The following is a 13522-nucleotide window of genomic DNA, read 5'->3' on the forward strand; positions in this document are numbered from 1 at the left end:
GCCCCATGCCCGCAGCCCCCGCGTCCTCGTCCCCCGCATCCAAATCCTCAGCAGCCACAGGTCTCCTGTTCGTCGTCTCGGCGCCCTCGGGGGCTGGCAAAACCAGCCTGGTCGCCGCGCTACTCGAGCGCGATCCGGCGCTGGCGCTCTCGGTCTCCTACACCACCCGCGCGCGCCGCTCGGGCGAGGTCGATGGCAGGCACTATCATTTCGTCGATCATGCCCGCTTCGAGCAGATGATCGCCGAGGGCGCCTTCATTGAGTATGCGCGCGTCTTCGATAACGCTTATGGCACGGCCGAATCCTCGCTGCGCAAGACGCTCGACAGCGGTCAGGATCTACTGCTCGAGATCGATTGGCAGGGCGCGCGCCAGGTCCGCGAGCGGTTTCCGGAGGCGGTGTCGATCTTCATTGTGCCGCCCTCGCTGGCGGCGCTGGAGGAGCGCCTGCGGGGCCGGGGCCAAGACAGCGACGCGGTGATCGGCGAGCGCATGGCCAAGGCCCGCGATGAACTCTCGCACTGGGATGAATATGGCTATCTCGTGGTCAATGACCACTTTGAGCAGGCGCTCGGCGATCTGAGTGCTATCGTCAAGGCTGAGCGCTTGCGCACACCACGGCAAGCCGCCCGCGAGCAGGACCGACTGCGCTCGATGCTGGGTGGCATGCCGAGTGACATGCCGGGCGGGAGGCCCGGCGGGAGGCCGGGCGACTGACGCCCTCGCCTGCGGCGTCGTTCGACTCCGTCGCGATGCAACTCACTCCGTTCGGCAGGGTCGCATGAATAGACACCTGCATGCGCGTTGCGCAACGCTGTGTTAGGCGTGGTGGTTTTCTGGTAACTTGCAACCAGGATTCAGACACAGCGATCCGCTGTTGATCGGGCCCAGCGGGCACCGATGCTGAAGCGTCTTTCTTTACACCAGCGTCATCCACGCTTGCGGCTCGCTCATCGCGGCCGCGCGTCATGGCGCGATCGGTTTGGTTTTGGAGTATTCGCATGGCTCGCATCACTGTCGAGGATTGCCTCGAGCACGTGGATAATCGCTTTGAATTGGTCTTGGTCTCGACCAAGCGTGCCCGGCAGCTGGCCAAAGGGGTCGAACCCCTGTTGCCCTGGGAGAACGATAAACCCACGGTGATGGCCCTGCGCGAGATCGCCGCTGGGCTGATCGAGCCGCAGACGCTGGAAGAGGGCGATCGGGCAGCCCAGGATGCCGCTGAAGCCCTGGAACGCGCACTGGCCGAGGAGCTTGCATCACGGGATGCAGAAGACTGAGACACAAGTGGCGCTGAATGTCGCGCACGCGGGGGCGGCGGCCTCCGCGTTGCCCGGGCGCGGGCAGCTCACCTCCCTGCCAAGCGCCCATCAAGACGGACTCAAAGGGCCTACACGTTTCCTCATCAGCGATCTCCTCGGCGAACTCGAGGCCTATCTGCCGTGCGAACAGGTCAGCGAGGTCTACCGCGCCTATCTCTTCGGTGCCGAGGCCCATCAGGGCCAGGAACGCCAGAGCGGCGAGCCCTATATCTATCATCCCATCGCGGTGGCCCGCATCCTCGCCGAGATGCGCATGGATTACAAAGGGCTGATGGCGGCGATCCTGCACGACGTCATCGAGGATACACCCACGGCCAAGGAGTCTCTGGCCGATACCTTCGGTGAGGATGTCGCTGAACTCGTCGATGGCGTCAGCAAGCTCACCCAGATCGACTTTCCCTCCCGCGCCGAGGCCCAGGCCGCGAGCTTCCGCAAGATGATGCTGGCGATGACGCGCGATATCCGCGTCATCCTGATCAAACTGGCGGATCGGCTGCACAACATGCGCACCCTGGATGCGATGATGCCGGCCAAGCGGCGGCGCATCTCGCGCGAGACCCTCGAGATCTACGCGCCGATCGCCAACCGGCTCGGCATCAACCGAATTCGGCTCGATCTCGAGGACCTCGGTTTTCGCCATCACTGGCCTTGGCGGCACGCGGTCCTGTCGCGCACCGTGCGCGATAAGCTCCACGGTCGGCGCGAGATGGTAACCACGGTCAAGGAGACGCTACGCGCCCGACTCCAGGCCGAGGGCATCGCGGCTGAGGTCTTCGGCCGCGAGAAGCATCTCTACAGTATCTATCGCAAGATGAGCGCGAAACGGCGCTCGTTCGAGGATATGGTCGATGTTTTCGGGTTCCGTGTCATCGTCGACAGCGTCGATACCTGTTATCGGGTGCTTGGGCAGGTGCATGATCTCTACAAGCCGGTGCCAGGGCGCTTTAAGGACTATATCGCGATCCCGAAATCGAATGGTTATCAATCGTTACACACCGGTCTGATCGGTCCACAGGGAGTGCCGATCGAGATTCAGATCCGCACCGCAGATATGCATCGACTCGCCGAGTCCGGCATCGCCGCGCATTGGATGTACAAGAGCGCGGGGGAGGCGTCCGGACCACAGGCGGCGGCCAAGGATTGGCTTCAGGATCTACTCGAGGTGCAACGGGACTCGGGCGACTCGCAGGAATTCCTCGAGCATGTGAAGGTCGACCTGTTCCCGGACGAGGTCTATGTGTTCACGCCCAAGGGCCGCATCCTGGTGCTGCCGATGGGCGCGACCGTGGTCGATTTCGCCTATGCTATCCACTCCGATGTCGGCAACACCTGCGTGGCCGCGCGCATCGATCGGCGCCTGGCCTCGTTGCGCACGCCCTTGCGCAGTGGTCAGACGGTGGAGATCATCACCGCGCCCGGCGCCAAGCCGAACGCGGCCTGGCTGAACTTCGTCGTCACTGGCAAGGCCCGCGCGAGTATTCGCAGCTATCTCAAGAACCTGAAGAACCGCGAGGCGCAGGCCCTGGGCCAGCGCATGCTGACGGCCGAATTGGCGGCGTTCGGGCTCACGCTGGAGCAGATCGGTGAGCCGCGCATCCTCGCGCATGCCGTGGAAAGCGGTTTGGACAATAGCGCCCGGCTGTTCGCCGAGATCGGCCTGGGCAACCGTATCCCGATGCTCATCGCGCGCCGTTTGGTGGGCCCCGCCGAGCCGGTGCCTGGTGGCGAGGTGGCCGCCAGCGCGGGGGTGCGCGAGAGCGATGCGAGCGGTCGTGGCGCGCGCCGCCTGGCCATACGCGGCACCGAGGGCATGGTGGTGCACTTCGCCCGCTGCTGTCGGCCGATTCCGGGCGACCCGATTACTGGCCTGTTTAGTGCTGGTAAGGGAATCGTGGTGCATCGCAACGAATGCGGCAACCTCGGTGATTTCCACTCCAAGCGCGATAAGTGGATCGAGGTGGAATGGGCGGAAGATCCACAAGCCGAATTCCAGACTGAGATCCGCGTCGATGCGGGCAATCGTCGCGGCGCGCTCGCCACCATTGCGACCGCGATCGCGGAGCAGGACTCGAACATCGAAAATGTGAATTCGCGCGAAAAAGACGGGACGACCACGACCCTCGATTTCCTGGTCAATGTCACGGGGCGCAAGCATCTGGCTGGGATCATGCGCCGCTTACGCCAGATACCGGCGGTGACGCGTATCGTGCGCCTCTCCAACGCTGGGCGCTTGCGCGAGGGGTTTGGTAAGCGGCGTTGAGTGGTGAGTGTGTGCCTGGTGCGGGGGTGAGGTCGCTTCAACGCCGGCGATCGCGGAAGCGCTGCCGCCCGCGATAGGCGGTGATCTGCTGCACAATACGCTGAAACGGCACGTCCTCGAGACGCCCGAACCGGGCGATGGCGGCCTCGACGATGGCATCGATGTCGTCGATCGTGCTCGGCACCTCCGCCTCTGGATGGAGCAAGGCCTGGAGACCGCGCAGGCCACCGACCTGGACGCGCATCGCCTTGGCATGCGGCAATGCTGAACGGCCATCGGTGGTGCGAAGCGCGAAGCGTGCCTGGGCGCGCAGTAAATCGAGCAGCGTGACACAGCGCGCCTGTGCCTCGTCGGCCTTGCAATGGACGCCTTCGCGCTCGGCGATGCAGAAGCGCTCGGCGCGGCTGCAGGCACATTGGTTGGTCAGGATGCTCTTCTCGAACGGGCAGTAACGCTCATTGATGACGCTGTAGGTCTCGCGGAAGACGTGGTTGTCCATCGCTGTTGGCCCTAGCTATTTGCCGGTCAGCTCGCTGAGACGGCGCCGATCGCGCTTGGTCGGGCGTCCACGCTGCTCGCTGCGCAGGCTGGGGCCGGCGCGGCGCTCTTGGACGAGTGCCTGACGTTTGAGCCGGCTCGCCTCGTCCTCGGCGAACAACAGTACCGCTTCACTTGCGGGACGGCGCTGCTTGGAGACGGCCCTGACCTCGATCTGCCACTCGAGCTGCCCCTTGTGGATGCTCAGCCGGGTGCCTGGGCGCACGGTGCGGCCCGGTTTGGCGCGCTGGCCATCGACATGTACCTTGCCACCGTTGATCGCCTCGACCGCGAGGGGCCGGGTCTTGAAGAAGCGCGCGGCCCAGAGCCATTTGTCCAGGCGCTGGCTGTCGCTGGCGCCTGCTTCGCCGGCCGGTTGCGCGTTTGCACTCAAGGGCTTGCACTCATGGATGTGCGCTCAGGGGCTTCCACTGGTGAGCTTGTATTAGCGGCGTCCACGCTATTGCTCGCTGAGCAAGGGATCCAGCTTGCCGTCCTGATCCAACTCGACCATATCGTCATAACCGCCGATGTGCCGTTCTCCGATGAAGATCTGCGGAACCGTGGTGCGTTGGCTGCGCTGGATCATGGTGCGCATCTGCTCCTGGTCCTGATCGACGCGGATCTCGTCGAATTCGATGCCTTTGCGCTTGAGCAGTCTGCGTGCACGCACGCAGTAAGGACAGAAGGCGGTCGCATACATCTGCACGATGGGCATAATGATAAAAGTCCTACCCGAAGGGCTCGTTCACGCCGAGCCTTGCTGCTTGAAATCTGGTCGTCACGGCCGAATCACCCAAGATTGGCATAGGTGGCCCTAGCGCGCCAAGCCCGATTCTTACATCCTGCTCCATTCCCGACGATCCTCATCCCAGCAGAGCCGAGTACGCACGCCGATGTATCGCACCACGCCGCCCGTGATCCGCCTGAGCGACTATCAGCCGCCCGAATTCCTGATCGATCATGTTCAACTGCGCTTTGAACTCGACGCCCAGCAGACCCTGGTCGAGGCCGAGCTGAGCCTGCGCCGCAATCCCGCGGCGACCCGCGGCGACGGCGATCTGCGCCTCGATGGCGAGCAGCTCGAACTCGAGGCGATCCGCCTCAATGAGCGAGCGCTCACGCCGGCCGAGTATCAGATCGAGGACGCTCATCTGCGCGTGCGCCGGGTGCCGGATCGGTGTCGGTTATGGACCCGGGTGCGGCTGAATCCAAGCGCGAACACCGCCTTGGAGGGGCTCTATGTCTCTGGCGACATGCTCTGCACCCAGTGCGAGGCCGAGGGCTTTCGGCGCATCACCTATTTCCTCGATCGCCCGGACGTGATGGCGACCTATCGCGTGACGCTGATCGCTGATCCCGCGCGTTATCCGGTGCTGCTCTCGAATGGCAATCCGGCCGGCGACGAGGGGCGGCTCGACGACGGCCGGTTGTGCGTGCACTGGGACGACCCCTTCCCCAAGCCGAGCTACCTGTTCGCCGTGGTGGCGGGCGATCTGCGCGCGGTCGAGGATCGCTTCGAGACCGCCTCCGGGCGCCCGATCCCGTTGCGGATCTATGTCGAGCCTGGCAACGAGGACAAGTGCGAGCACGCCATGCGCTCGCTGATCGCGGCCATGCGCTGGGACGAGCAACGCTATGGCCGCGAGTACGATCTGGAGGTGTTCAACATCGTCGCCGTGAGTCACTTCAACATGGGCGCGATGGAGAACAAGGGCCTCAACGTCTTCAACGCCAAGTACATCCTGGCGCGCCCGGAGTCGGCCACCGATACCGATTTCGCCGGCATCGAGGGCGTGGTCGCGCATGAATACTTCCACAACTGGACAGGCAACCGCATCACCTGCCGCGATTGGTTCCAGCTCAGCCTGAAAGAGGGCTTCACCGTCTATCGCGATCAAGAATTCTCGGCCGATCAGGGCTCGCGCGGGGTCAAGCGCATCGAGGATGTGCGTCTGCTGCGCGCGCGCCAATTCCCCGAAGACTCGGGCCCGATGGCGCATCCGGTGCGCCCCGATTCCTATATCGAGATCAACAACTTCTACACCGCCACGGTATACGAGAAGGGCGCCGAGCTGGTGCGCATGCAGGCTCATCTGCTCGGCCCGGAGCGCTTTCGCCAGGCGACCGATCTGTACTTCGAGCGCTTCGACGGCCAGGCAGTCACCACCGATGATTTCGTCGCCTGCATGGAGACCGCCGGCGGCATCGACCTGACCCAGTTCAAGCGTTGGTACAGCCAGGCCGGTACACCGCAGCTCGACTGCGCCGATCGCTTCGATCCTGCGACTGGCACCTATCGACTCGAGGTGCGCCAGCACACCCCCGCCACGCCGGGGCAGACCGAGAAACAGCCGTTGCACATCCCCCTCGCGCTCGGTCTGCTCGACGCCGAGGGTCGGGATCTGCCGCTGCAGTTGCAGGGCGAGACGACCCCGCCGGCGCCGGGCACGCGTCTGCTCGAACTGCGCGAGTCGGTCGAGACCTTCGTCTTCACAGGCCTCGCCGAGCAACCGGTGCCGTCGCTGCTGCGGGGCTTCTCGGCGCCGGTGCAGATCCACTATCCCTACACCGATGCCCAGCTCAGCTTCCTGATGGCGCATGACAGCGACGGCTTCAATCGCTGGGATGCGGCGCAGACGCTGGCCCAGCGCCTGCTCCTAGCGATGGTCGAGGCGCCCGGAACGCCGGTGCCAGCGCCCTTTTTGGACGCCTTCGCGCGGGCGCTCGCCGACGAGGCGGCCGACCCGGCGCTGATCGCCGAGGTGCTGACCCTGCCCGCCGAGAGCTATCTCGGCGATCAGATGTCGGTCGTCGATGTCGATGGCATCCATCGTGCCCGCCAAACGCTGGCCGCCGCGATCGGGAGCCGCTTGCGCGCGCCGCTGCTGGCGGCCTATGAGCGCACGCGCAGCGCGGACGCCTTCGATCTGAGTCATGCCTCGATGGGGCGTCGCGCGCTCGGCAATCTCTGCCTTGGTTATCTGGTCCGCGCTGGCGATGGCGAGGCGCTGGCGTTGGCTCAGCGCCAATTCGACGCCCAGCAGAATATGACCGACGTGATCGCCGCGCTGCGGATGTTGGTCGAGACGGCCACCGAAGCCGGTGAGCAAGCACTCACGGCCTTCTATCAGCGCTGGTCGAGCGAGCCGCTGGTGATCGACAAATGGTTCGCGCTGCAGGCGCAGAGCCATCGCGTCGATACCCTGGCGCGGGTCGAGCGGTTGCTCGCGCACCCGGACTTCTCACTGACCAATCCGAATCGGGTGCGGGCCTTGATCGGTGCTTTCGCGGGCGGCAATCCGGTGCGCTTCCATGCCGCCGATGGCACTGGCTATCGCTTCCTCACCGACCGTATCCTCGAACTCGATCCGCTCAATCCGCAGATCGCCTCGCGCCTGCTCTATCCGATGACACGCTGGCGCCGCTATGACCCAGGCCGCCAACAGCTCCAGCGCGACCAGCTCGAACGTATCCTCGAGGTCGAAGGACTCTCGAACGATGTCTACGAGGTCGTTTCCAAGAGTCTGGGGTAGGTGTGCTCCTATCGCTCAGCTCCTGACGCTCAGAGTTGACCCGTCTCGACGACGCGGACCTCATCGCCGGCCGCGAGGCCGAGGAAGCCGCGCGTGATGACCTGGGTGCCGGGCTCGAGACCGGCGAGGATCTCGACCTGATCGGTGATGCGCAGACCGGTCTCGACCGCTTGGCGCGCCGCCTTGCCGTCGGCATCGATGATCCAGAGGAAGGGGCCGGCACGCTCCTGGCGGATGCTGCGGAAGGGCACCATGAGACGCGCCATGCCGCGACTGCTGAAGCGCAGGCGCACGAATTGCCCGGCGCGCGCCTCTTCCGGGATCTGCGCGAAGGCGACCTCGACCTTGGCCTGACGGCCGGTCTCGGACAGGGTCGGATGGATGCGCAGGATGGTGCCGGCAAACCTGCGCCCGCCCAGCGCGTCGATACGGATCTGGACCGCATCGCCCACCGCCAGTTGCGGCAGTACCAATTCCGAGACCAGCACCTCAGCGATCAGCGAGTCGGGATCGGCCACGCTGAGCAGGTGGGTATGCTTGGCGACGAAGTCCCCCGGCTCGGCCAGACGCGCGGTGACGATGCCAGCGAAGGGCGCGCTGATCTCGGTGAACGCCAGTCGCGTCTCCAGGACCTGAATCTCGGCCTCGGCGACGGCGACGGCGGTGCGCGCCTGGGCGATCTCGTCGTCGGAGGCGCCGCCGCGTCCGGCCAGGGCCTCGAGCCGCTGCAGATCGAGCCGTTTTTGCGCACCGGTGGCGCGGGCGGCATCGAGTTCGGCCCGCAGCAGATCATCCTCCAGGCGCAGCAGCGTCTGGCCCTGCGCGACCCGATCGCCTTCGAACACCTCGAGCGCGATGATGCGCCCCTCTTCCTGGCTGTGCAGCCGCACCAGCCGGCGCAGCCGCAGACTGCCGGGGCGCTCGTACTGCATCGAGACCGAGGCGCGCTCGACGGTGATCGCCGTGACCAGGTGTGCCGTCGAGGGCGGCGCGGGTGTGGGCGACTCCGCGCTGGTCGTCCTCTCTTCGCTGGCCGTGGTGGGGCCGTTTGAGTCTTCGCCGCAGCCGACCACGAGGATGGCGGAGAGGACGACGAGCACGCCCAATCTGGTCTTCACGCGCCTTGCTGAGTAATGTCGACCGCCTCGATGGGCGCGGGCGCTGCCGTCGAAGCGGCGCCGGCGTCCCGGTACTCGTAGTGCTTGATTTTGCGGCGCATGTTGCGCTGGATGATCACGCCCAGCACCTTCCAGTCGAGCCCCGTCAGCTCGATCGCCGGGAAGAGCGCGTTCAGCGCCAGCAGCCATTCGAGCCCCTGCTCATCGCGCTGGTACTGGCGGAACCAGCGCACGCCCTCGACCTCGGCGAACACATACATGCCGCTGCGGCATTGCTCGGTCGGCTCGACGATCACCACGCACTTGTCCGGGAACTCGGGCTCCATGTCCGGGCCGAGCACCTGCAGCGCATAGGGCTCGTGCATACTGCAGCCGGTGCCTTCGAGCATGGGTTCTGACATCATGGGACCTCATCTGTGTATCGTCTGCGTCCAGAAGGTGGGATTGACCGCGCAGAGGTCAACGTCTTGCGCGAGGCCTGAGCCTTTCGTTACAAATTAGCCAGAGCCCATGATTCGAATCCATGCTGCCACCGAGCGCGTCCACGCGGATCGGCGCGATCGTCACAATCTGCGCGGTATCTTGCCCTATCTCGCCGAGTTCCGGGGGCGCGCGCTGCTCGCGCTCCTGTGTCTGGTGCTGGCCAAGCTGGCCAACATCGGCGTGCCGCTGGTGCTCAAGGAGATCGTCGACGCCTTCGAGCAGGCGCGCGCTGAGCTGTTGGTGCTGCCGATCGGCCTGCTCATGGCCTATGGCGCGCTGAAACTCAGCAGCTCGCTGTTCAACGAGCTGCGCGACGTGGTCTTCGCGCGCGTGCGCTTTCGCGCCATGCGCCGACTCTCGACGCGGGTGCTGACGCATCTGCACCGACTCTCGCTGAGCTATCACCTGGGCCGGCAGAGTGGGGCGGTGAGCCGCGATCTGGAACGCGGCACGCGCTCGATCGCGACCATCCTCAATTATCTGGTGTTCAGCGTGATCCCGGTGCTGGTCGAGTTCACCCTGGTCGCCGTGGTGCTGCTGACCAAGTACGAGCTGATCTTCACCCTGGTGACCTTCGGCACCGTCGCCGTCTACGTCGGTTTCACCTTCGCCATCACCGAGTGGCGCATGGATTATCGCCGGCAGATGAATGTGCTCGATTCGCGCGCCAATACCCGCGCCTTCGACAGCCTGCTCAACTATGAAACGGTCAAATACTTCGGTAACGAACGCCTGGAACTCGACCGTTACGATGGCACGCTTGCCGAGTGGGAGGATGTCGCGGTCAAGAGCCAGTCCTCGATGTCGTTGCTCAACTTCGGCCAGGGCAGCATCATCGCCATTGGTGTCACGGTGATCATGGCCTATGCCGCCCAGGGCGTGGTCAGCGGCGCCATGAGCATCGGCGACCTGGTGCTGGTCAACGCCTTCATGCTGCAACTGTTCATCCCGCTCGGGTTCCTCGGCATCGTCTACCGGCAGATCAAGTACGCGCTCGCCGATATGGATCTGGTGTTCAAGCTGCTCGAGCGCACCCCCGAGATCACCGATGCCCCCGGCGCGCCGGCGCTGCGCCTGGACAAGGGCGCGGTGCGCTTCGAGCAGGTCGGTTTCCACTATCAGTCCGAGCGCGCGATCCTGCACGCGGTCGATTTTCATATCGACCCCGGTGAGAAGGTCGCCGTGGTCGGCCACAGCGGCGCCGGCAAATCGACCCTGGCGCGACTGCTGTTCCGCTTCTACGATCCGCAGCAGGGCCGCATCCTGATCGATGGCCAGGACATTCGCGGTGTGCGCCAGGACAGCCTGCGCGCGGCGATCGGCGTGGTGCCGCAGGACACCGTGCTGTTCAACGACAGTATCCGCTACAACCTCGCCTATGGGCGCCCGGAAGCGAGCGAGGAGGAATTGCGCGAGGCCGCGCGGCTGGCGCACATCGCCGAGTTCATCGCGCGCCTGCCGGAGGGCTGGGACACCGTCGTCGGCGAGCGCGGTCTCAAGCTCTCCGGCGGCGAGAAACAACGCGTGGCCATCGCGCGTGCCATCCTCAAGCGCCCGCGCATCCTGATCTTCGACGAGGCCACCTCGTCGCTCGACAGCCGCACCGAGCAGGCGATCCAGCAGACCCTCGCCGAGGTCGCCGAGGATCACACCACCCTGGTGGTCGCGCACCGGCTCTCGACCGTGGTCGATGCCGATCGCATCCTGGTGATGGATCAGGGGCGCGTGATCGAGCAGGGCGCGCATCGGACGCTGCTCGCGCACGGCGGCACCTACGCGGCGATGTGGGAGCTGCAGCAGCGCGAGCGGGAGGCCGTCCCTTTGCAGGAGGGTCGGCCATGAGCGCGCGCCTCAGGGCGGTTGCGCGCGGTGCCTCCACGCTGTCGTTCAGCGAGGCGGGGCCGGCATCGGCCACCGCGTCGGCTCCGGCATCGGATCCAGCATCGGCCAGCGGACCCGAGCATCCGCCTGAACGCGATCTCGAGCGCACATCCAAGCGTAAGCCCGAGCGCGATCCGGTGCCGGACAGCAAGCGCGTTGCCGCGCGCGCCGCTGCTGGCCGCCGGATCGTGCAGATCCTCGTCGCCGCGCGGCTCGCCGGGCCGCTGGCGACGGTGGCGCTGGCGCTGGTCGCGGCCCTGACGTTGTTGCTGATCAATATCGCCACCCCAGGCCAGCAGTGGCCCAAATGGCTCTGCCTGGGGTTCTTGTCCGCCGGACTCGGGGCCGTCGTGATCGCCGGCCTGCGCTTGAAGACGCAGTTGCTCAGCCCCTTGGTCAGCCTCGAGGACACGGTCGCGCGCGTCTGTCAGGGCGAGCCGGGGGCCAGCCGCTCGCTGTCGAACGTCGGCGTGCTCGATGGCATGGCGCGCGATATCGGCGCGCTGAACGCGGAACTGACCGAACTCTACGAGGACATGGACACCCGCGTCGCGCGCCAGACCATGCGCCTGGCGCAGAAGACCGCCTCGCTCAAGATCCTCTACGATGTCGCCGCCGAGATCGCTCGTGCCGAGAGTCTGGAGGCGCTGCTGCTGCACTTTTTGCGCACCCTCAAGGAGATGGTCAACGGCCGCGCCGCCACCGTGCGCTTGGTCGCGCCCGATGGCAGTCCGCGCCTGATCGGCTCCATCGGCCTGGATGATGATCTGGTGCGCGAGCAGGACATGGCGCCGGTCGATCTCTGTCTCTGCGGCACCGTGCTCTGTCCCGGCGAGATCGTCTGCGACAACGATCTGCGCTACTGCTCGCGGGTCTATGGGCGGCGCATGTTCGACAGCGACGAGCTGGAAGTGGTCACGGTGCCGCTCAAGCATCACGACGAGCTGCTCGGCGCCTACTCGATCTTCATCGAACGCTCCGGCATCAGCCGGCGCGAGGATATCCTCGATCTGCTCGCCACCATCGGCCAACACATCGGCGTGGCGATCGCCAAATACCGCTCCGATCATGAGGCGCAGCGCCTCTCGATCCTCGAGGAGCGCAGCTCGCTCGCGCATGAGTTGCACGACTCGCTGGCGCAAACGCTGGCCAGCCTGCGCCTGCAGGTGCGCATGCTCACCGAGGCGCTCGCCGGACAGGCGATCCCGGATGAGGCGCACGCCGATCTGTGGCGAATTCGCAACGGCATCGACGAGGCCCACGGCGAGCTGCGCGAGCTGCTGGCGAGCTTTCGCGCGCCGCTCGATCGACGCGGGCTGGTGCCGACCCTAGAGGAGATCACACGCCGGTTCGGTCAGCGCACCGGCCTCCATGCCGTGTTCCAGATGGGCTGTCGGCCGTTCGATCTCTCCGCCGCCGAGGAATTGCAGATCATGCGGATTGTCCAGGAAACCCTGACCAATGTGCGCAAGCATGCACAGGCGCAGACGGTCCGCGTGCTGCTGACCCGTGAGCAGACCGGCGAATATGTGCTGCTGATCGAGGACGATGGCGTGGGTTTCAGCACCCCGCGGCGCAGCGGTCATCCGGGCGAGCACATCGGCCTGTCGATCCTCGAGGAGCGGGCGCGACGCATCGACGCGGCGCTCACCATCGAGAGCGAGCCGGGTGAGGGCACCCGCGTCGAGCTGGTGTTCAATCCCAGTGCCCGCGGTCAATCCAACGAGCAGGTCGGCTGATGCGCGTGCTGCTGATCGATGATCACGCCCTGTTTCGCATCGGCCTGCTCGAACTCTTGGAGCGGCGCGGGATCGAGGTGATCGACGCCGTCGGCGAGAGTGATGTCGGCCTGCGCCTGGCGCGCGACTGCGCGCCCGATGTGGTGCTGATGGATCTGCGCATGCCGGGCGAGAACGGCATCGAGCTGGTGCGCAAGATGCAGCGCCAAGGCATCGAGCGTCGCGTGGCGATGCTCACCACCAGCACCGACGAGCGCGATGTGATCGAGGCACTGCAGGCTGGCGTCAGCGGTTATCTGCTCAAGGACATGGAGCCGGATGACCTGGTCGCCGCGCTCGAGGGCATCATCGCCGGGCAGACCATCGTCGCGCCCGAATTGACCGGCGCGCTGGCACGGGCGGTGCGCCAGGAGCCGGAGACGCACGCAGAGCCGGCGGTGGCCTTCTCGGATCTGACCCCGCGCGAGAGGGAGATCCTATGCCATCTGGCCGGGGGCCAGAGCAACAAGGTGATCGCCAACGAACTCGGCATCTCCGAGGGCACCGTGAAGCTGCACGTGAAGTCGATCCTGCGCAAGCTGAAGATGCGCTCGCGCGTCGAGGCCGCCGTGCTCGCAGTCGAGCAAGGCCTCTGCGACCGCCATTGA

Annotated in this window: 12 protein-coding genes; 7 read left to right on the forward strand and 5 right to left on the reverse strand. The window is 65.7% G+C overall.

All coding sequences use genetic code 11. The features are described from left to right. Positions 1–5 precede the first annotated feature (5 nt). The 3 genes from gmk to CCR82_RS03915 all read left to right on the forward strand — a co-directional run bounded on the left by gmk (position 6) and on the right by CCR82_RS03915 (position 3581). Positions 6–716 carry a guanylate kinase gene (gene gmk, locus CCR82_RS03905; protein ID WP_201244139.1) on the forward strand — a complete coding sequence of 237 codons (711 nt, stop codon included), beginning with the start codon at positions 6–8 and terminating at the stop codon, positions 714–716. Positions 717–1000: 284 nt separating this feature from the next. Then, a complete protein-coding gene (rpoZ, locus tag CCR82_RS03910) occupies positions 1001–1279 on the forward strand; it encodes a DNA-directed RNA polymerase subunit omega (protein WP_201244104.1) in 279 nt (92 codons plus the stop codon). Next, the gene (locus CCR82_RS03915) at positions 1266–3581 is read left to right on the forward strand and encodes a RelA/SpoT family protein (protein WP_201244105.1); all 2316 of its coding nucleotides are present in this window, start codon (positions 1266–1268) and stop codon (positions 3579–3581) included. Before rpoZ ends, CCR82_RS03915 begins: the two co-directional genes overlap by 14 nt. Positions 3582–3618: 37 nt before the next feature. On the opposite strand, the gene CCR82_RS03920 is transcribed toward CCR82_RS03915, so the two are convergent. From CCR82_RS03920 to grxC, 3 genes are all read right to left on the reverse strand, one after another. Beyond that, on the reverse strand, positions 3619–4080 hold the full coding sequence (locus CCR82_RS03920; RefSeq protein ID WP_201244106.1) for a hypothetical protein: 462 nt from the start codon (positions 4078–4080) through the stop codon (positions 3619–3621). A gap of 15 nt (positions 4081–4095) precedes the next feature. Further along, the gene (hslR, locus tag CCR82_RS03925) at positions 4096–4512 is read right to left on the reverse strand and encodes an Hsp15 family ribosome-associated heat shock protein (protein WP_201244107.1); all 417 of its coding nucleotides are present in this window, start codon (positions 4510–4512) and stop codon (positions 4096–4098) included. Positions 4513–4578: 66 nt separating this feature from the next. Further along, a complete protein-coding gene (gene grxC / locus CCR82_RS03930) occupies positions 4579–4836 on the reverse strand; it encodes a glutaredoxin 3 (RefSeq protein WP_201244108.1) in 258 nt (85 codons plus the stop codon). Positions 4837–5014: 178 nt separating this feature from the next. Here grxC and pepN point away from each other — a divergent pair, with 178 nt between their 5' ends. Beyond that, the gene (gene pepN / locus CCR82_RS03935; RefSeq protein WP_201244109.1) at positions 5015–7654 is read left to right on the forward strand and encodes an aminopeptidase N; all 2640 of its coding nucleotides are present in this window, start codon (positions 5015–5017) and stop codon (positions 7652–7654) included. Between the two features lie 29 nt (positions 7655–7683). Here pepN and CCR82_RS03940 read toward each other — a convergent pair whose 3' ends face one another. Further along, positions 7684–8772, reverse strand: a complete 1089-nt coding sequence (locus CCR82_RS03940) for an efflux RND transporter periplasmic adaptor subunit (RefSeq protein ID WP_201244110.1) — start codon at positions 8770–8772, stop codon at positions 7684–7686. Further along, positions 8769–9173 (reverse strand): S24 family peptidase, encoded by a 405-nt coding sequence (locus CCR82_RS03945; RefSeq protein WP_201244140.1) that lies wholly within the window; start codon positions 9171–9173, stop codon positions 8769–8771. The genes CCR82_RS03940 and CCR82_RS03945 overlap by 4 nt, the downstream gene beginning before the upstream one ends. 109 nt (positions 9174–9282) lie before the next feature. Here CCR82_RS03945 and CCR82_RS03950 point away from each other — a divergent pair, with 109 nt between their 5' ends. The 3 genes from CCR82_RS03950 to CCR82_RS03960 are packed head-to-tail and all read left to right on the forward strand — an operon-like array spanning position 9283 to position 13522. Beyond that, the gene (locus CCR82_RS03950) at positions 9283–11097 is read left to right on the forward strand and encodes an ABCB family ABC transporter ATP-binding protein/permease (RefSeq protein WP_201244111.1); all 1815 of its coding nucleotides are present in this window, start codon (positions 9283–9285) and stop codon (positions 11095–11097) included. After that, a complete protein-coding gene (locus tag CCR82_RS03955) occupies positions 11094–12875 on the forward strand; it encodes a GAF domain-containing sensor histidine kinase (RefSeq protein WP_201244112.1) in 1782 nt (593 codons plus the stop codon). The genes CCR82_RS03950 and CCR82_RS03955 overlap by 4 nt, the downstream gene beginning before the upstream one ends. Beyond that, complete coding sequence (locus CCR82_RS03960; RefSeq protein ID WP_201244113.1) at positions 12875–13522, forward strand: response regulator; 648 nt, start codon at positions 12875–12877, stop codon at positions 13520–13522. Before CCR82_RS03955 ends, CCR82_RS03960 begins: the two co-directional genes overlap by 1 nt.

Origin of the sequence: Halochromatium salexigens, from assembly GCF_016653295.1 — a bacterium.
Taxonomy (GTDB): Bacteria; Pseudomonadota; Gammaproteobacteria; order Chromatiales; family Chromatiaceae; genus Lamprobacter; species Lamprobacter salexigens.